We start from the raw sequence: 16,017 nt of genomic DNA, 5'->3' as shown, positions 1-16,017 counted from the left end.
CGCCCCCACGAAGGTTGAGTGGTCAGTGAGACGACAACTGCCCAGTGAGCCGCTCGTGGCGTTCTGCGCTGGCGTCGTTGAGGCCGACGATGTCGACGGTCTTGCCCTTGCGCTCGTACTTGTTGGTGATGGCGTCGAGGGAGGCGACGGTGGAGGCGTCCCAGATGTGGGACTGGGTGAGGTCGATGACGACCTGCTGAGGGTCGTCGGCGTACTCGAACTGGGTGTAGAGGTCGTTGGAGGAGGCGAAGAACAGTTCGCCGGTGACGTGGTAGACGGCGGTCGCGACGCCGTTGCGGTCCTCGACCAACTCGCGGCGGGTCTCAGTGAGGTGCGCGACCCGGCGAGCGAACAGGGTCATCGCGACGAGGACGCCCACCACGACGCCGATGGCGAGGTTGTGGGTGGCGACGGTGACGCCAACGGTGGCGACCATGACGATGGTCTCTGACTTCGGCATCCGGCGCAGGGTGGCGGGCTGGATGGAGTGCCAGTCAAAGGTGCCAACGGCGACGATGATCATGACCGCGACCAGTGCAGCCATCGGGATGATGGCGACAACGTCGCCGAACCCGACGACGAGGATGAGCAGGAAGACACCGGCGAGGAACGTGGAGATACGGGTGCGGGCACCCGAGACGTTCACGTTGATGAGGGTCTGCCCAATCATGGCGCAGCCGCCCATGCCGCCGAAGAACCCGGTGATGACGTTCGCTACGCCTTGACCCCACGACTCGCGGGTCTTGTTCGAGTGTGTGTCAGTGATGTCGTCGACCAACTTGGCGGTCAGGAGCGACTCCAGCAGACCCACCAACGCCATCGCCAGGGCGTAGGGGGCAATGATTTCGAGGGTGTTCAGGTTCAACGGCACGTTGGGGATGAACAGGGACGGGAGGCTGTCGGGCAGTTCGCCTTCGTCGCCGACGTTGGGGACGGTGAGTGCCGCGAGAACGGTGAACCCGGTGAGGGCAACAATGGCAACCAACGGGGCGGGGACGACCCTCGTGACGCGCGGGAGGCCAACCATGATGGCGATGCCGACGGCAATCATCGGGTAGACCAGCCACGGCACGTTGACCATGTACGGGATCTGCGCCATAAAGATGAGGATGGCGAGGGCGTTGACGAACCCGACCATGACCGAGCGGGGAATGAATCGCATCAACTTGCCGAAGCCGCCCAGCCCGAGCGCGACCTGAATGAGGCCACCGAGGAGCACGGTCGCAATGAGGTAGTCGTAGCCGTAGTCGCGCATCACCGGTGCGATGACGAGTGCGATGGCACCGGTCGCAGCAGAAATCATTGCCGGACGTCCGCCGAGGAACGCGATGGACACCGCCATCGTGAACGACGCGAACAGCCCGACCCGGGGGTCCACTCCGGCGATGATGGAGAACGAGATGGCCTCAGGGATGAGAGCCAACGCGACGACGAGGCCAGCCAGGACCTCGGTGCGCAGCATCTTGGGTGACCGCAACGCTTCGCGAACCGATGGTTCACGGTGGGTCACCGGCGCATGCGTGGTGGGCGTGCTCAAAGAAGGGCTCCGTTCAAGGGGGAGCCGGTGGGGCCTGTCGCTGCGTGAGGACAGGCCCGACCGACTTGGCTGAGGGGGTTGATGGTGCGCACCATGACGGTTGCGCGTGCTGGCGTCGTCGCCAGCGGAAGTCTGAAAACAACCGTACCCTCACATCGCGTTAGGGTTGCAATCCGTCCGGAGTGAGAGGGGCCACTGTGCCGAACGAAGCAGCGCCCGGTGCCCGCCCAGGAGGCGAGCCGCCCGCCATGCACATCGGTGAAGTCGCCGCCCGTACCGAACTGTCGCTCCGCAGCCTGCGCCACTGGGAAGAGGTCGGCCTACTCCGCCCTTCCGGTCGCACCGACGGCGGCTTCCGGCTATACACCGAAGCCGACGTCGACAAGATTCTCCTCATCCGCCGCATGAAGCCGCTCGGGTTCTCCCTCGACCAGATGAGCGCAGCCATGCGCGACATCGAAACCCTCCAGCAAGCCAGTACGCCCGACTCTGAGCACGCCCGAGAGCGGCTGACCGGGGTTCTCGGTGAGGCTGCCGGACGACGCGAACAACTGGTCCGTCAACTCGCCATGGCGGATGAGTTCATCCACCTGCTGGGCGAGCGACTCGCTTGAAGGGTCTCCTCGACGGATGCCTCTAGCAACGGGCCGTTCAGGCGGCTCGTGGCAAGTACATGATGGTCGCCTCTTCCGTTGAACCGGCTCGGCGATCAACACTGTCGACGTGCGGGTGGGCTGGTACGCGAGCCGACACCGGAAGCCTTGAAGAAGTTGCCCGCCGCCTTGGCATGTCGAGCCTTGACGGTGCTGCCCACGTCGTCGGTCACAACTGGCTCATCTCCGACGACCCTGACCACCAGCCGCCCGCCCACCGTGTCGGGGACCAGTCATGACTGCGCTCCGGGTCACGCCCGACGACCGGTTCGCGTCCATCCCCACCGAGAAGGTCAACGAAGCACTCTCAGGGTGGGAAGACCCCGAGGCCCTGTTCGCGATGCGTCAGACCCGCGACGGTGAGGAACTCCAAGGCGTCGCCATGAGCGCCCAGGTGCGTGCCCTCTACTGCAGCGACTGGTTCTGGTTCTTCTGCGAACAGGTCTTCCCCCACAACAACCTGTTCGCTGACGAACAGCGTGGCAGCGGCGCTCCGCAGCACTTCCCGGACTGGTTCCTGTTCCTCCTCGTCTGCGCATCCGGAATCGCCGGGAACGCCTCCGTCAAGAGGGCCGTCGACCACATCAGCGACGAACGCAACCGGAAAGACTTCGTTGCTGACGTCGACGCCTACGTTCCAGAGAACATGACGCTGCTGCGCGACCTCCCTTGTCGTAAGCCCGGCGCGCAGCGCCAGCCGATGGCGAAGCCCGGAACGCAGAAGTCAGAGCGCACGAAGGCGCGCCAACGCAACCTCAACGTTGTTGTCCCTCTCCGTCCCCGCCCGCACAGCGACGCCCCCAGCAGGCACCACCTCGACCACTTCAAACTCCGCTGGCGCGGCATCGAGAAGAAGGGCAAGTACCGGGGACCCATCCCCGTCGGGCACCCCGACTACGGCATGCGCGACAAGGCGTTCCACGCCTTCCGCCGCCTCGGCATCGACCAGGCCCACGCCATGGGCATCCTGCACCCCGAAGCCGTGTGGGCGTTCCGTCGACCGGACCGCAACTCGTGCGCGGCTGGCGATGGTGTCGTCTTCCCCTTCTCACGGAAGTACGTCATCGGCTCCGCCGACAAGCACTTCACCGGCGACAAGCGGGAGGTCTACGGCTCCAAGTTCACGATCATGTCTGCCCGCATCAACGGTCAGTACCTGTCCCGGCTCATCCTCGACCTGATTCACACCCACAAGGACCTCCCCGGCTCCGCGAACGACGAAAGCGCGGCGGTCCTCGACTCCCTGCCCGAACTGGCCGACCTCGCCAAGGGCGGCATCCGAGGGCTCCTGTTCGACTCCGCCATCCGAGGCAACGCCGTCACCAAATTGCAGCGCGACGGCATCCACGTCATCAACTACCCGCACGCCGCCAGCAACCCCGACGGCGGAGCAGGCAAGCGCCTCAACCCCTCCCGCAAGGAGAAGAGCAAACTCCGCCACATCCACACCCACACCGACCAGTTCGGGTTCCAGTGCGAGCACCCCATCTACGCCGTCGGCGGTGAACTCATCGAAGTCATCACCAAGGCAGACGGCGAAGACGCACCCCGACTCCTCATCGCCGACGGATACGAACGACGCGGCAAGCCCGGCAAGTACCGCGACTACCTCCTTGTGACGCTCGACTGCCAACGCGAACAGGTCAAGGTCCGCGTCCCCCTGTTCCACACCGACGGCCCGAGCACCAGCCCCGGCAACACCAACTGGGGCGAGGTGTCGCGCGTCTACTCGCCCGGCTCACCCCAGTTCAAGTACCTCTACGGTGCCCGCAACGACACCGAAGCCCGGCACGCCGACCTCAAGGCACGCGTCAAGTACCTGCCCCGCGACGTGCTCGGACAAGAACTGCGGCTTCTCGCATCAAGCATCGCGATCAACGCAGCGGCTTGGCAGGTACACCTCCAAGCGCACGGTGAACCCAACGTCATCGACGACACCGCGTAGCGCCCCCGCGTCCCGGCCCACCGCCTCGGCTCCCAGCCCTTCGGCGGTTACAGCCATGCCCGCACACCGAAATCCGGCCTGAACAGGTCCGTAAGCGACGCGATTCTGGCCCGGATGCGCCTCGACTGGCCCCCGGAACGCCAAAACCGGCCCGCTCGGGGCCGGTCTGGGGTTTTCCGCACGGTTTTCACCGTAGGTCTGTAAGAACCCGGCCGTTGTCGACGGGGGAGACAACAACGACCGGGCTGGGCGCAATCTACCCGCCGTAGTCGGTCCTTCCAAGCCCGGACCAGTCTGTGACACCGATCTCACCGAATCGTGACCTGACGGTTCGCCAGCCCGGCGCGGGCCGACCGCTCGGCTGCGGTGAGCTCGCCACCCTCGAATGCCTCGGCGAGGTCGGCGGCGAAGCGCGCAGCCGGCTCCTCCAGCACCTCGGCGCCGGTGCCGAGGGGGAGGTCCCAGACCGGGGCGAGCAGGCCGTGGGCGCGGAACATCCCCACGAAGCGGGACCCGTCGGCGAGGGAGTCCTGGCCGGCAGCGTGCAGCCGCGCGAGCGCGTCGAGGAGCTCGTCCTCGGCGTGCGGCATCACCCAGCGCAGGTGCTCCTTGGTGGAGACGTCGGTCCAGTAGGCCGCCTCCACCGACTCCAGCCGACGGGTCGGGAACGCCGCACCGTTGGCCTGGTCGAGGGCCGCCTCCATGGTGGCGTCGCGCTCGGCGACGTCGGCCAGCCAGAAGCCGAAGCCGTCGTGCACCGTGATGTCGAGCGAGTCGTTGCTGATCAGGTCCTGCAGCCTGGGGCCCTCGCCCGGCTCGACGGTCAGCCCGATGTGACCCGGCTCCTCGGTGGCCAGTGCAGCCTGCAGCACGGCGCCGAGGTCGCGGGCCGGGTCGCCGTACTGGTGGTGGACCTGGAGGCCGAGCCAGACCTCGCCGCTGTCACGGACCAGGGCGGGCGCCGCGCCGGGCAGCAGGGTGCAGAGCTGGACGGTGCGATCGCCGTCCTTGAGGCTCAGGGGCGCGGTCGCGGCCGGCACCAGCTCGCGCAGCGCGATGACGTCGCACTCGCTCGGCATGCCCTCGAAGGGGCGGGCCACGAAGGTCGGGGCGCCACCGGCAGAGCCGTGGCACGCCTTGTAGCGCTTGCCCGAGCCGCACGGGCAGGGCTGGCGGGGGCCGACCTCTCCGTCGGCGGCGGGCGTCGTCTGGTTGCGCGTGCGTGACTTCTTGGCCATGCGCGGGAGCCTATCCGGGGGGTTTCGAGACCGGACTCCGTCCTTCCTCAACCAGCGGAGTCCAGCAGCTCGAGCATGTGCGCCGGATGGTCGCTGATCACCGCGGTCACGTCGAGGTCCAGGCACAGCTGCAGGTCGTCGGCGGTGTTGACGGTCCACACGTGGATCTCGCGGTCCGCCTTGCGCAGGTGCTTGCCGAGCCCGGGGTGGTCGCGCAGCTCCTTGATGCCCGGCCCGATGATCCAGTCGGGGCCGACGACCGGCCGCAGCAGCGGCCAGTGGTGGGCCTTCTCCACCAGCATGACGACGCGCAGGTCGGGCGCCAGGCGCTGCACCCGGTTGATGGCGTTGTAGGAGAAGCTCATGACCCGCGCGGGCGACTTCTTGCCGCTCCAGCCGAAGTCGTCGAGCAGCTCCACGAGGCGGCGCTCGACCAGGCCGCCGTACCTGGTGGGGTGCTTGGTCTCGATCGCGAGCTCGACGCGGCGGTCGAAGTCGGCGACCGTCTCGAGGAGCTTGCGCAGCGTGAGCACCTTCCCGGTCTCCGGATCCACCTCGGGCGCCTCGTCGTCGAGGTCGGCCCACGGGTTCTTCCACGACGCGAAGTCGAGCTCGTCGAGCTCGGCGAGGTTCATCGTGGAGACGGCGCCGCGGGTGGACGCCGTACGGCGCAGGTCGCGGTCGTGGACGCAGACGAGGTGCCCGTCGGCGGTCAGCCGCACGTCGCACTCCAACCCCTCGGCACCGACCTCGAGCGCCCGCAGGTAGGCGCCGAGAGTGTGCTCGGCCGTGTCGTGACTGCTGCCACGGTGGGCCACGACCTGGGGCCTCGGTGCCGAGCCTCTCAGGCGCACGGTGCCGGCCATGGTCAGTCGATCCGGCGGGCCAGCTGGGTGCGCAGCTGCACGAACACCTGGGCTCGCACCCGGTCGGCGTCCTTCTCGGAGAGCCCGACGAACTTGAACGTCACCTCGGGGCGGTGGTCGGGGCGCTGCTGGAACCGGCGGACGACCTCCGCCCGACAGGTCATCTCGCCCTCGTCGAAGCCCAGGCGCACCGTGACCGGGTCGCCCGGCTCGAGGTCCTGGACGAAGATGCTGTCCGCGTCCTCCACGTCGGTGGGGGTCGCGAAGACCCCGCGAGCGCCGCCCTCGCTGACGTCGATCGTCGTGCCGGCCGCCTCGTCGGTCTTGAAGCGCAGCGAGAACGGCACGGCCAGCTCGGCGCGGACCGCTGATCGGCGCTGACCCCGGCTGGACGGGCCCACGGGCCGCAGCTGCCACAGCGGCGTCTCGCCTGGCAGCAGGGCGACGATCTCCACCGGGAGGGACCGGAGGTCCTCGGGACCCTTCCAGACCAGCTCGAGCCGCTCACCGACGGGCAGCGGCAGCCGACGCTGGTGACGCGTCTCGCCGACCGTCACCACGATGTCGGCGTCGGCGCCGGTCTCCACACGGCTCAGCAGCACCTCGCCGCGCCCGGGAACCATGACGTCGACCACGTCCCGCGCCTCGGGGAAGTCGACACCCGGCACACCCACGTCGGGCCCTTCCTGGTCTGGTGAACACGGAGCGGTCCTCGGACCGAGGCCACCGTAACCCGCCGGCGGACGACGAGGAGGCAAGACCCGGGCCTTCGTCGGTGGGGGACTGCCGCGGGGGTCTCAGCGAACGTGGTCGCGCCAGTCCTCCGGGAGGCGTTCCGCGGGACCGGGTGCCGATTGCTCGTCAGGGTGACCCTGCGGGTCGCTCAGTCGAGGACCCTCGACGACGGACTCCGAGGGGTAGTCCCAGAACCAGTCCTCACCGGGCTCGTAGCTCTGCACCACCGGGTGGCCGGTCTCCTCGAAGTGGCGCGTCGCGTGCCGACCTGGGCTGGAGTCACAGCAGCCGACATGGCCGCACTGGGCGCACCGACGCAGGTGCACCCACCATTCTCCGGCGGCTTCGCACTCCACACAGCCTGGCCCCGAGGGGGCGACGCTGGGGTCGATTCCTGTGGTCATGTGACCACTCAACGCCTCGGGTCGTCCCGCGGCAAGGCCCTTCACCTCGCCCCGAGGTCCCCGTGGTGTCAGCCGCGCTCGCGCAGGTAGCGGCCGAAGTGAGGGACGGTGAAGGCGATCCGGCCGCGCTCGCCGGAGTAGATCAGGCCCTTCTTCAGCAAGGCGTCCCGGGCCGGACTGAGGGACTGCGGCTTCTTGCCGAGCGCGGCCGCCACGTCGGCGGTGGGTACGGCGTCGGCGTCGGCGCCGTCCGCCGGCTCGGCCGCAGCCGCCACGTCCGCCATCGCCATCAGGTAGTCGCGCTCCCCGGGCGTGGCCCGCTCGTAGCGCGACCCGAAGAACCCGACAGCCAGCTCCGACTCCGCCTCCGGCGCCGCGACGGCGACGTCGTCGGCGGTGATGGGGCTGCGGGGAGCGCGGTCCCACACCGCCTTGCCGTAGGCCTGGATGAAGTAGGGGTAGCCGCCCGTGGCGTCGTACATCGCAGCCAGGGCGGCATCCTCGTAGGACGCGCCCTCGTCGTCGGCGGGGGCGCTGAGTGCGCGGTCGGCGGCCTCGCGCGAGAGCCGGTCGATGCGCTGGTAGCGGAAGAGCCGCTCGGAGTAGGACTTGCTCGCCGACAGCACGGCTGGGAGGTGCGGCAGGCCCGCGCCCACCACGATGACGGGCAGCCCGCTCTGGCTGAGCTCGTGGCACGCGGCGCAGAGTGCGGAGACGTCGTCGGGGCCGAGGTCCTGCATCTCGTCGATGAAGACCGCGACGCCCTTGCCGACGTCGGCGGCGAGCCCGCCGAGGTCGGTGAACAGCTCGACCAGGTCGATCTCGATGTCACCCGAGTCGGCGCGTCCGCGCACCGCTGGCGCGTCGATGCCCGGGCTCCACTGGTCCTTGAGCCTCGCGCCCGCGCCTGCGTCGCGCTGGGCGAAGGAACGGACCACGCCGAGGACGTGGTCGACGGACTCCTCGTCGCGGTGGCCGAGCTCGCGCACCGCCTGGTGGAGCGCGCTGCTCAGCGGTCGCCGCAGGCCTTGGTCGGGACGCGCCTCCAGCTTGCCGGTGCCCCAGCCCTTGCGCACGGCGGTACCGCGCAGTGCGTTGAGCAGCACGGTCTTGCCGACGCCGCGCAGCCCGGTGAGGACGAGCGAGCGCTCCGGTCGCCCCTTCGCCACGCGCTCGAGGACGATGTCGAAGGCGGCCAGCTGCTCGTCACGACCGGCGAGCTCGGGCGGGCGCTGGCCCGCACCGGGCGCGTAGGGATTACGGATCGGGTCCACGATCCGACGGTATCGGCCGGTCTAGGAACTTCCCTAGACACCCCGATACTCCGCGAGTCCGCGCGGACGGGAGAGTCACCGGATATCACCCAGCTCTCCCGCCTTGCACCCAATGCTTCGGCCACAAAGCGGGAGAGTCACCGGATATCCCCCAAGTCAGGAGAGGGGGAGAGGGGGAGAGGGGATCGGTCAGCCGGCCTGGCTGCCCTCCGCACGGTCGCGTCGCCGACGGGCGATGTCGTACGACGTGTCGAGACCCGACCGCAGCAGGGCGATCAGGTCGGGCACCTCGTCGAGGGCGAGGCGGAAGGTGCCGGTGCAGACGTTGTCGCGCCACAGCGAGAGCACCACGAGGTCCGCCTCGCTGTGCCAGGACACGCGCAAGGATCGTTCCTCGCCCCGCGGGTCGAGGAACACGCCCCCGGTGCGGGGCAGCGGCCGTGCCATCGCCATCCCCCATTGTGGCCCCGACGGACTGCACTGGTCTAGAGCACCTTGAGCACCAAGGTGACGTGTGCTTCGCCGACGCCTAGCGTTTGTCGCCGGCCGTGACTGCCACGGCCTCTGAACACGGGGTTGACACATGAAGAGAATCACCAGACTGGGCATCGTCGGAACTGCCTCCGCGGCACTGGCACTGAGCGGCACCGCCGCCTTCGCCGCCGTGACACCGACACCTGACGCCGGCACCTTCACCGACGCGATCCTGGGCAACGCCTCGAGGACGGCCGCATCGTTCGTCCAGAGCAGCGCCTGCGAAGAGGACTCCGACGGGTCCACGGCCTGTCCGACCGGCGTGGCGACCACGCCCTTCGCCGGGTTCCCGACCGCAGGCGACACGTTCGGCGTGCTGACCTCCGGCAGCGCCGTCTACGCCGACCGGCCCAACGACGACGGCAGCACCAGCTACGACTACGGCACCGAGTCGCCCATCGCCCCGCAGGTCAACGACGAGCAGACCGTTCGCATCGACCTCGGTGCGGCGAGCGCGTCGTGCCTGGCCTTCGACTTCCGCTTCCTCTCCGAGGAGTTCCCCGAGTTCGTCAACTCGGGCTTCAACGACGCGTTCGTGGCGCAGCTCAACACAAACTCGATCAGCGTCGACGGGGCGACCCAGCAGATCGTCGCTCCCGGCAACTTCGCCGCGGGCGCCGGTGACCAGGTCTCGGTCGACGGGGCTGGTCCCAGCGCGATGAACCCCGCCAACGCCGCCGGCACGACCTACGACGGTGCGACCCTGCCGCTCGTGGCCCGCACCCCGGTGGCACCCGGTTCGACCAACACGCTCTACCTCACGGTCTTCGACCAGGGCGATGGCATCCTGGACTCCGCGGTGTTCCTCGACAACCTCCGCTACGAGGAGCTGCCCGCCGGGCAGTGCAAGTCGCTCGCTCTCGACCCCGACGAGGGGACGACCAGCGTGACGCTCGCGGCACCAGCGGCCCTCACGGCCACCGGAGTCACCCTGCCGATCGCGTGCAACCTGCCGCCCGGCCCGATCGGTTGCGAGGCCAACGTCTCCATCGTCGCCAACCCGACGCTGGCTTCCGGGCGCACCCCGGCGCGCTCGGCTGACCCGAGGGCCGACCTCGTCCCGACGCAGATCGCGGCGGGCAGCTTCGCCGTCCCGCCCGGCACCGTCACCCACGTGTCGATCCCGATGACGGCCGCAGGTGCGGCGTTCCTGGCCGAGGCCCGGGCGCTCCCCGGCCAGCTGCGGGCCACCGCGAAGACCAAGCTGAAGAAGGCCAAGAAGCTGAAGAAGAAGGCCAAGAAGCTCCTCAAGAAGGCCGCCAACGCCAACGGCAAGAAGGCCAAGAAGCTGAAGAAGAAGGCCAAGAAGCTCCTCAAGAAGGCCAAGAAGCTCGTCAAGCAGGCCCGTGTCCTGCGCGCCCAGGCCGACGCCCTCGAGACGAAGCCGCTGGCCACCGCGACGATCACCTTCGCCAACCCGCGCAACGGGGCGACGAGCGTGGCGTCGATGACCATCCCGCGCTGAGCCGGGACCGGGAGCTCGGGCACGCCTAGACTCTGGGCGTGCCCGAGCTTCCCGAGGTCCAGGCCCTCGCCGCGGACCTCAAGCAGCGCCTGGTCGACCGCGCGATCACGCGGATCGACCTGGCGGCGTTCAGCGCCCTGAAGACCTTCGACCCCCCGCTGCACTCGCTGCACGGGACCCTGGTCGAGGACGTCACGCGACACGGCAAGTTCCTCGACATCACCGCCAGCGGCACCCACTTCATCGTCCACCTCGCCCGCGCCGGGTGGATCCGGTGGCGCGACGAGGTGCCGGCCCTCCCTGCACGGCCCAACAGCAAGAACCCGCTCGCGGCGCGCGTCGTGATCGACGACCCCGAGACAGACAGGCAGGCCGGCCTCGACATCACCGAGGCCGGGACCAAGAAGAGCCTGGCGATCTACGTCGTCCGCGACCCCCGCGAGGTGGAGGGGATCGCCCGCCTGGGCCCCGATCCCCTCGCCGACGAGTTCACCATCGACGCCCTGAAAGCCATCCTCGAGGCCGAGGGCCGCAAGCAGATCAAGGGCGTCCTGCGCCACCAGGGCACCATCGCCGGGATCGGCAACGCCTACTCCGACGAGATCCTCCACGCCGCTCGCATGTCGCCGTTCAAGCCGGCCAGCAGCCTGGAGGAGGCCGACGTGCAGACGCTGTACGACGCCATCCGCGACACCCTCGGCGACGCGGTGGCCCGCTCCTCCGGGCTCGCCGCCAGTGAGCTGAAGGGGGAGAAGAAGAGCCACCTCGCGGTGCACGGCCGCACCGGTCAGGCCTGCCCGGTCTGCGGCGACGTCGTGCGCGAGGTGTCCTTCGCCGACTCGAGCCTGCAGTACTGCCCGACCTGCCAGACCGGGGGCAAGCCGCTGGCCGACCGGCGGATGTCGCGCCTGCTGAAGTAGCCCGCGAAGCTCCGTGAAATCGAAGACACCGCCCTGGCGTCTCGGGTCACCAGGGCGGCGTCAAGGACAAGGTTGCCCCAGCCGCGGCCCGGTGTCAGCGGAATCGACGAAAAGGCATCCAGTTTCTTGGGGTCTCACGGGTTCTCGGAGAGCTCCGGCACCTCGGGCAGGTCGAGGTCACCGAACACGTCACCGCACGTCTCGCCGACGTAGCGGTTGAACGCCTCGGCCTGCTTCTCGGCCTCGCCCGAGAGGTCCTCGCCGAGCTTGTCGAGGTTGTCCTGCTCGAGGTCCTCGGCGGAGATGTCGCGGGCCTGCTCGAGCGTGGTCTCGAAGCCCGCCCGGGCGTCCTCGGGGATGTCGTCGGGGGTGCCGATCTCCTCGACCTCGTCGGCCCAGTCCTGGATCAGCTCGGCCAGCTCGGTCGGCTCGGGCGTCTTCTGGGCACTCGTCGCCAGGTCCTGCATGAGGCTGGACTGTCCCTCGCAGAAGTCCTTGTCGGAGGCGTTCGTGGGTGCGTCGTCGCTGCCGCCGCAGGCGACGGCCGTCGCAGCCAGGAGGACGCCGACGAGCGGCAGGGCGAGGTGGCGACGGCTCATGCACGCACCCTACCGAGCAGGTGCGACGAGCCCCAGCGGCTCCGGGAGCTCCAGCGCACGTCGGAGCGAGGCGAGGTACGACGCCCGCGACCGCGCGACGACGCCGAGGGTGGCCAGGTGCGGGGTCACCCACTGCACGTCCAGGACCCGGTCGGCGGCGTGCTCGTCGGAGAGCAGGTCGACCAGCCCCACCAGCGCCACCTTGGAGGCGTCGCGCTCGGTGTGGAACATCGACTCGCCCGCGAACAGCCCGCCAACGGCGACGCCGTACAGCCCGCCGGCCAGTCGCCCGTCGCGCCACGCCTCCACCGAGTGGGCCCACCCCATCCGGTGGAGCAGCCCGTAGGCCTCGCGGAACTCGGGGGTGATCCAGCCGTCGGGCCGGTCGGGGTGGCCGCACTCGGCGACCACCTGGTCGAACGCGGTGTCGACGCGGATCTCGAAGGTGCGCGCCGAGCGGCGCAGCGAACGCGTCACGCGGAGGTTGTCGAGCGGCAGCACGCCGCGGCGGGTCGGGGAGAACCAGCCCATCGCCTCGCCGTCGAAGTCGGTCGGCATGGGGAACAGACCGGCGCGGTAGGCCGCCAGCAGCGTGCCGGGAGCCAGGTCGGCGCCCAGGGCGACCAGGTCGTCGCTGGGATCCCAGCGATCGGGGGGAGGGAACGCCCACGGCGTGGGGTCGGGCTCGACGGGCACGATGGCACGCTAGACCACGATCCCGCCGGCGATCGTCGTCGAGAGCCGAGCTACCGAACAGTCGCGGGGTCCGCGGCGCCCATCGGCCCCCGTACCGTTCGGTAGCGGCCGTGGCGGGAAGAGCGAGGGGCCGCTGGGAGCAACCCCTAGGATCGGATGCATGGGAATCAAGGCGACCGTCGCACGTCAGCTGGCACCCAGGATCCAGGACCTGGCACCGGGGATGACCACCGGATTCGTCCGCGAGGCGCTCAACCGCGCGATCGACGGGGTGGGTCCGCTGCCGGGCGCAGCCAAGGCGGCCGACAAGCAGCTCGCCGAGCAGCACGGTGACGTCGATCGGGCTATCCACGAGGTCATCGAGAACAACGTCCGCATCGCCGGCGCTCAGGGTTTCATCACCAACATCGGCGGCCTGGTCACCGCGGCCGTCACGATCCCGGCCAACGTTGCCGGCCTCGCGGTGATCCAGTGCCGCATGGTGGCCGGCATCGCCCACCTGCGGGGCTACGACCTCGCCGACCCGCGCGTGCGCAACGCCATCCTCGCGCTGCTGCTCGGCGAGGACGAGGTCGACGGCCTCATCAAGCAGAAGAAGCTCCCCGCGCGGCCGCTGGCCCTGGCCACCGCCCCCGAGGCCGACGCCCGGTGGGACGAGGCGATCGCCGCCGTCGTGGCCACCCAGCTCATCACCCGCGTCGCCGGCAAGCGCCTGGCGGTCACCATCGGCCGCAAGGTCCCGGTCGTCGGTGGCGTCGTCGGCGCGAGCGCCGACGGCATCGCGACCTGGCGGATCGGGCGCTACGCCGACCGCGAGCTCCTGCCCCGCAACCGCCGGTAGAAGTCGAGCGCTCCTCGCCCCGCCGCGCTGCCCTCCAGCGACGCGACGACCTTGCGCCGCAGGCGGTGGGACACCGTCTGCCGGGCCCGGTCGAGCTCACCCCTCAGCTCCCGGATCTCGCCGTGGAGCCGCTCCTCGACGTCGCGCAGCCGGGCGCCCTCCACCAGCAGCGCCCCGATCGCGTCCACGGCCGGCGGGAGGAGGTCCCTGGCTGCCACGGCATCGGGGTCGTTCCACTCCCCGGCCGGGGCGCCGATCAGGTCGGTGAGGTCACCGACGACGTCGTACCCTTGGCGTTCGATCTCGGCGATCCAGCTGCGGGAGAGGTCCTGGGCCCACTCGTGGGCGAGCGGCGGCAGCGTGAGCCGGGCGGCGCTCTCACGGTGCGACAGCGTCTGGTGGGCGAGCACCTCGCGCACCAGGTGGCGGTAGTCGGGCGGCGCCACGATCGAGGTGAACCGCGCGTTGACGCGGCGCAGCAGCGCCGTCTCCGGGACACCGAGCGAGGGGTTGGCCCGCTCGGGGGTCAGGTCCAGCGGCAGGTCGTCGAGCCCGAAGGTGCGGCTGAAGCGACGCCACAGCTCGTCGCGCTCGGCGCCGGGCGGCGGCACGGTGACGACGTGGACCCGCTCCGGTGGCAGCGACGACCCCCACCGGGCCAGGATGTCGGGCACCTCCTGGGCGCCCCAGAACCACGAGCCGATCCGCGTCTCGCGACCGGGGTCGCGGATCTGCTCGAGGAACCGCGCGTAGGTGACGTGGCTGCGGTGCTTGACGTTCTCCTGCCACTCGGCGGGGATCTGGCGCACGAGGTCCCGCGCAGACAGCACCAGGTGGACCTCGGCGTCGCCGAGCGAGTCGATCGCCTGCTGGGCCTGGGTGGCCGAGGCGACCGCCAGGATCTCGTGGCTGATGATGGACGTGCCCGGCCAGTCGCGCACCTGGTCGGCCAGTCGCTCCCAGGCACCGACGGCCTGCGTCTCCAGGCCGCCCCACGGAAGCTTCATCAGGTCGAGAGCGGCCAGGAAGTGGGCGTCGAAGCGATCTGCGGGGTAGAGGATGCCGTGGTCGCGCAGGAGGTGCTGGTGGCGGAAGAGCACGTCCTGGAGGTGGGAGGTGCCGGTCTTGGGGGAGCCGACGTGCAGCAGCACCTTGCGCGTCATCGGCCCTCCCTCCCCTCGGTGTTGCCCTCGATCAGCATGCGCACGGCCAGGTCGAGCACGCGGCCGTCGAGCTCTCGCGGATCGAGCCCAGCGTCCGTGACGGACGTGGCCGAGAAGCGCGGCGCGAGGTCGGCCAGGTCGCCCACGACAGGGTAGCCAGCGCGGCGCACCTGACGAGCCACCCGGTCCGCCGCCCGCTCGATCCACTCGCGCTCGCCGGGGGGTACGACGACCGGCGCGGTGTCGGTGGGCGGGATCCGGGGGAGCCACGTCCGCGACATCAGCGCGGGCCGCCGGTCGGCGGGCACGAGCAGCCCCACCAGGGCGGCGACCCTGCGGGAGAGCTCGGCGGCATCGGCGCCGGGGAGGGTCACCGGCGGGACGCGCCGCACGCCCAGCTCGCTGGCCAGGCGGGAGCGGTCGGTCACGATGCGCACCTGCCGGGGCTGGTGGGTCCAGCGGGCGGCGGCGGTGGCGAGGTCGAGCCGCGGCGGCAGCTGGTCGCGCTCGCGCCAGTAGCGCAGCCAGTCGAGCCACGGCATGGTGCCGTGCTCGAAGCACCGCTGGGTCCAGGTGTGCGCGAGCAGCTCGTCCATCGGTCCGGCCGCGACCACGACGTGGGGGAGCGGCCCGCCCTGCGGACGACCGCGGGCCTTGAGCACCGGGGTCAGGCGCCCGACGACGAAGGGGTCGCCGATGAGCCGGTGGCGTCGCCGCCACGGCCTGCCGAGCGGCTCGCGCTCGGGGGCCACGCCGAGCGCCACGAGGTCCTCGGCGAGCAGCGTCGTCGCGACGCGGACCAGCTCCCGGGCAGGGAGCTCCCCGGGATCGACCGGGCGGGGGCCGAAGTCGTGGGTGCCCACGCCGGCGAGGGCGAGGTCGGGCTTGCCCCGGCCGGCGGCGGGGGCGCTCAGCACCCTGTCGGCGAGCCGCGTCGATGCCTCGGTGGACGCGTCCGCGGCGTGGCCGGTCGCCAGCGACTCGTTGACGCGGCGGAGCAGCTCGAGCTGCTGGGCGCCGGGCAGCACGCGCCCGGCAGCAGCTGCCTCGCCGCTCCACCGCGACCAGGGTGTCGTACCTCCGGAGCGCAGGTGGGCCACCCAGCCCCATGCCCGAGTCGCACCGGCTGCTCGGACGGCTGTCGGGC

The 16,017-nt window shown here is 70.4% G+C and carries 16 protein-coding genes; 5 read left to right on the top strand and 11 right to left on the bottom strand.

The genetic code is table 11. From position 1 onward, the window contains the following. Nucleotides 1-22 precede the first annotated feature (22 nt). On the bottom strand, nucleotides 23-1,462 hold the full coding sequence (locus EXE58_RS07845; protein ID WP_208544170.1) for a SulP family inorganic anion transporter: 1,440 nt from the start codon (nucleotides 1,460-1,462) through the stop codon (nucleotides 23-25). 323 nt (nucleotides 1,463-1,785) lie between these two features. Between EXE58_RS07845 and EXE58_RS07840 the strand changes: the two genes are divergently transcribed. Together EXE58_RS07840 and EXE58_RS07835 are read left to right on the top strand one after the other, a co-directional pair. Next, nucleotides 1,786-2,151 (top strand): MerR family transcriptional regulator, encoded by a 366-nt coding sequence (locus EXE58_RS07840; RefSeq protein ID WP_135267366.1) that lies wholly within the window; start codon nucleotides 1,786-1,788, stop codon nucleotides 2,149-2,151. A 274-nt stretch (nucleotides 2,152-2,425) separates the two neighbouring features. Next, nucleotides 2,426-4,135, top strand: coding sequence for a hypothetical protein (locus EXE58_RS07835; RefSeq protein WP_135267365.1), 1,710 nt, complete (start codon nucleotides 2,426-2,428; stop codon nucleotides 4,133-4,135). Nucleotides 4,136-4,443: 308 nt separating this feature from the next. Here the strand turns inward: EXE58_RS07835 and EXE58_RS07830 are convergent, their stop codons facing one another. The 6 genes from EXE58_RS07830 to EXE58_RS07805 all read right to left on the bottom strand — a co-directional run bounded on the left by EXE58_RS07830 (nucleotide 4,444) and on the right by EXE58_RS07805 (nucleotide 9,099). Next, nucleotides 4,444-5,373 (bottom strand): DUF5926 family protein, encoded by a 930-nt coding sequence (locus tag EXE58_RS07830; RefSeq protein ID WP_135267364.1) that lies wholly within the window; start codon nucleotides 5,371-5,373, stop codon nucleotides 4,444-4,446. A gap of 47 nt (nucleotides 5,374-5,420) precedes the next feature. Next, nucleotides 5,421-6,239, bottom strand: coding sequence for a glycerophosphodiester phosphodiesterase (locus tag EXE58_RS07825; protein ID WP_135267363.1), 819 nt, complete (start codon nucleotides 6,237-6,239; stop codon nucleotides 5,421-5,423). A gap of 2 nt (nucleotides 6,240-6,241) precedes the next feature. After that, nucleotides 6,242-6,913 carry a PilZ domain-containing protein gene (locus EXE58_RS07820; protein ID WP_135267362.1) on the bottom strand — a complete coding sequence of 224 codons (672 nt, stop codon included), beginning with the start codon at nucleotides 6,911-6,913 and terminating at the stop codon, nucleotides 6,242-6,244. A 123-nt stretch (nucleotides 6,914-7,036) separates the two neighbouring features. Beyond that, a complete protein-coding gene (locus tag EXE58_RS07815; RefSeq protein ID WP_135267361.1) occupies nucleotides 7,037-7,378 on the bottom strand; it encodes a UBP-type zinc finger domain-containing protein in 342 nt (113 codons plus the stop codon). A 68-nt stretch (nucleotides 7,379-7,446) separates the two neighbouring features. Beyond that, complete coding sequence (locus EXE58_RS07810) at nucleotides 7,447-8,652, bottom strand: ATP-binding protein (RefSeq protein WP_135267360.1); 1,206 nt, start codon at nucleotides 8,650-8,652, stop codon at nucleotides 7,447-7,449. Between the two features lie 189 nt (nucleotides 8,653-8,841). Then, on the bottom strand, nucleotides 8,842-9,099 hold the full coding sequence (locus EXE58_RS07805) for a hypothetical protein (protein WP_208544169.1): 258 nt from the start codon (nucleotides 9,097-9,099) through the stop codon (nucleotides 8,842-8,844). 136 nt (nucleotides 9,100-9,235) lie between these two features. Between EXE58_RS07805 and EXE58_RS07800 the strand changes: the two genes are divergently transcribed. Together EXE58_RS07800 and EXE58_RS07795 are read left to right on the top strand one after the other, a co-directional pair. Next, entirely contained in the window at nucleotides 9,236-10,651 is a 1,416-nt protein-coding gene (locus EXE58_RS07800) for a choice-of-anchor L domain-containing protein (RefSeq protein WP_135267358.1), read from the top strand. 38 nt (nucleotides 10,652-10,689) lie between these two features. Beyond that, nucleotides 10,690-11,571: an Fpg/Nei family DNA glycosylase gene (locus tag EXE58_RS07795; RefSeq protein WP_135267357.1), complete on the top strand. Its 882-nt coding sequence runs from the start codon at nucleotides 10,690-10,692 to the stop codon at nucleotides 11,569-11,571. Nucleotides 11,572-11,705: 134 nt separating this feature from the next. On the opposite strand, the gene EXE58_RS07790 is transcribed toward EXE58_RS07795, so the two are convergent. Beyond that, nucleotides 11,706-12,170: a hypothetical protein gene (locus EXE58_RS07790; protein ID WP_135267356.1), complete on the bottom strand. Its 465-nt coding sequence runs from the start codon at nucleotides 12,168-12,170 to the stop codon at nucleotides 11,706-11,708. A 9-nt stretch (nucleotides 12,171-12,179) separates the two neighbouring features. Beyond that, on the bottom strand, nucleotides 12,180-12,866 hold the full coding sequence (aat, locus tag EXE58_RS07785) for a leucyl/phenylalanyl-tRNA--protein transferase (RefSeq protein ID WP_135267355.1): 687 nt from the start codon (nucleotides 12,864-12,866) through the stop codon (nucleotides 12,180-12,182). 160 nt (nucleotides 12,867-13,026) lie between these two features. On the opposite strand from aat, the gene EXE58_RS07780 reads away from it, so the two are divergent. Beyond that, a complete protein-coding gene (locus tag EXE58_RS07780; protein WP_135267354.1) occupies nucleotides 13,027-13,707 on the top strand; it encodes an EcsC family protein in 681 nt (226 codons plus the stop codon). Here EXE58_RS07780 and EXE58_RS07775 read toward each other — a convergent pair. After that, nucleotides 13,668-14,870 (bottom strand): hypothetical protein, encoded by a 1,203-nt coding sequence (locus EXE58_RS07775; protein ID WP_135267353.1) that lies wholly within the window; start codon nucleotides 14,868-14,870, stop codon nucleotides 13,668-13,670. The two genes, EXE58_RS07780 and EXE58_RS07775, sit on opposite strands and share 40 nt — an antisense overlap. Then, nucleotides 14,867-15,970, bottom strand: a complete 1,104-nt coding sequence (locus EXE58_RS07770; RefSeq protein WP_135267352.1) for a hypothetical protein — start codon at nucleotides 15,968-15,970, stop codon at nucleotides 14,867-14,869. Before EXE58_RS07770 ends, EXE58_RS07775 begins: the two co-directional genes overlap by 4 nt. Nucleotides 15,971-16,017 lie beyond the last annotated feature (47 nt).

Origin of the sequence: Nocardioides seonyuensis, assembly GCF_004683965.1 — a bacterium.
Lineage (GTDB): Bacteria > Actinomycetota > Actinomycetes > Propionibacteriales > Nocardioidaceae > Nocardioides > Nocardioides seonyuensis.
This window is presented reverse-complemented; position numbering and strand designations above follow the sequence as displayed.

What these genes read in the sequence shown, in the direction of transcription:
- EXE58_RS07840 (WP_135267366.1), top strand. Translation starts at nt 1,786, where the DNA reads ATGCACATCGGTGAAGTCGCCGCCCGTACCGAACTGTCGCTCCGCAGC.
- EXE58_RS07805 (WP_208544169.1), bottom strand. Translation starts at nt 9,099, where the DNA reads ATGGCACGGCCGCTGCCCCGCACCGGGGGCGTGTTCCTCGACCCGCGG.
- EXE58_RS07780 (WP_135267354.1), top strand. Translation starts at nt 13,027, where the DNA reads ATGGGAATCAAGGCGACCGTCGCACGTCAGCTGGCACCCAGGATCCAG.
- EXE58_RS07790 (WP_135267356.1), bottom strand. Translation starts at nt 12,170, where the DNA reads ATGAGCCGTCGCCACCTCGCCCTGCCGCTCGTCGGCGTCCTCCTGGCT.
- EXE58_RS07800 (WP_135267358.1), top strand. Translation starts at nt 9,236, where the DNA reads ATGAAGAGAATCACCAGACTGGGCATCGTCGGAACTGCCTCCGCGGCA.
- EXE58_RS07825 (WP_135267363.1), bottom strand. Translation starts at nt 6,239, where the DNA reads ATGGCCGGCACCGTGCGCCTGAGAGGCTCGGCACCGAGGCCCCAGGTC.
- EXE58_RS07815 (WP_135267361.1), bottom strand. Translation starts at nt 7,378, where the DNA reads ATGACCACAGGAATCGACCCCAGCGTCGCCCCCTCGGGGCCAGGCTGT.
- EXE58_RS07830 (WP_135267364.1), bottom strand. Translation starts at nt 5,373, where the DNA reads ATGGCCAAGAAGTCACGCACGCGCAACCAGACGACGCCCGCCGCCGAC.
- EXE58_RS07775 (WP_135267353.1), bottom strand. Translation starts at nt 14,870, where the DNA reads ATGACGCGCAAGGTGCTGCTGCACGTCGGCTCCCCCAAGACCGGCACC.
- EXE58_RS07845 (WP_208544170.1), bottom strand. Translation starts at nt 1,462, where the DNA reads ATGCTGCGCACCGAGGTCCTGGCTGGCCTCGTCGTCGCGTTGGCTCTC.
- EXE58_RS07835 (WP_135267365.1), top strand. Translation starts at nt 2,426, where the DNA reads ATGACTGCGCTCCGGGTCACGCCCGACGACCGGTTCGCGTCCATCCCC.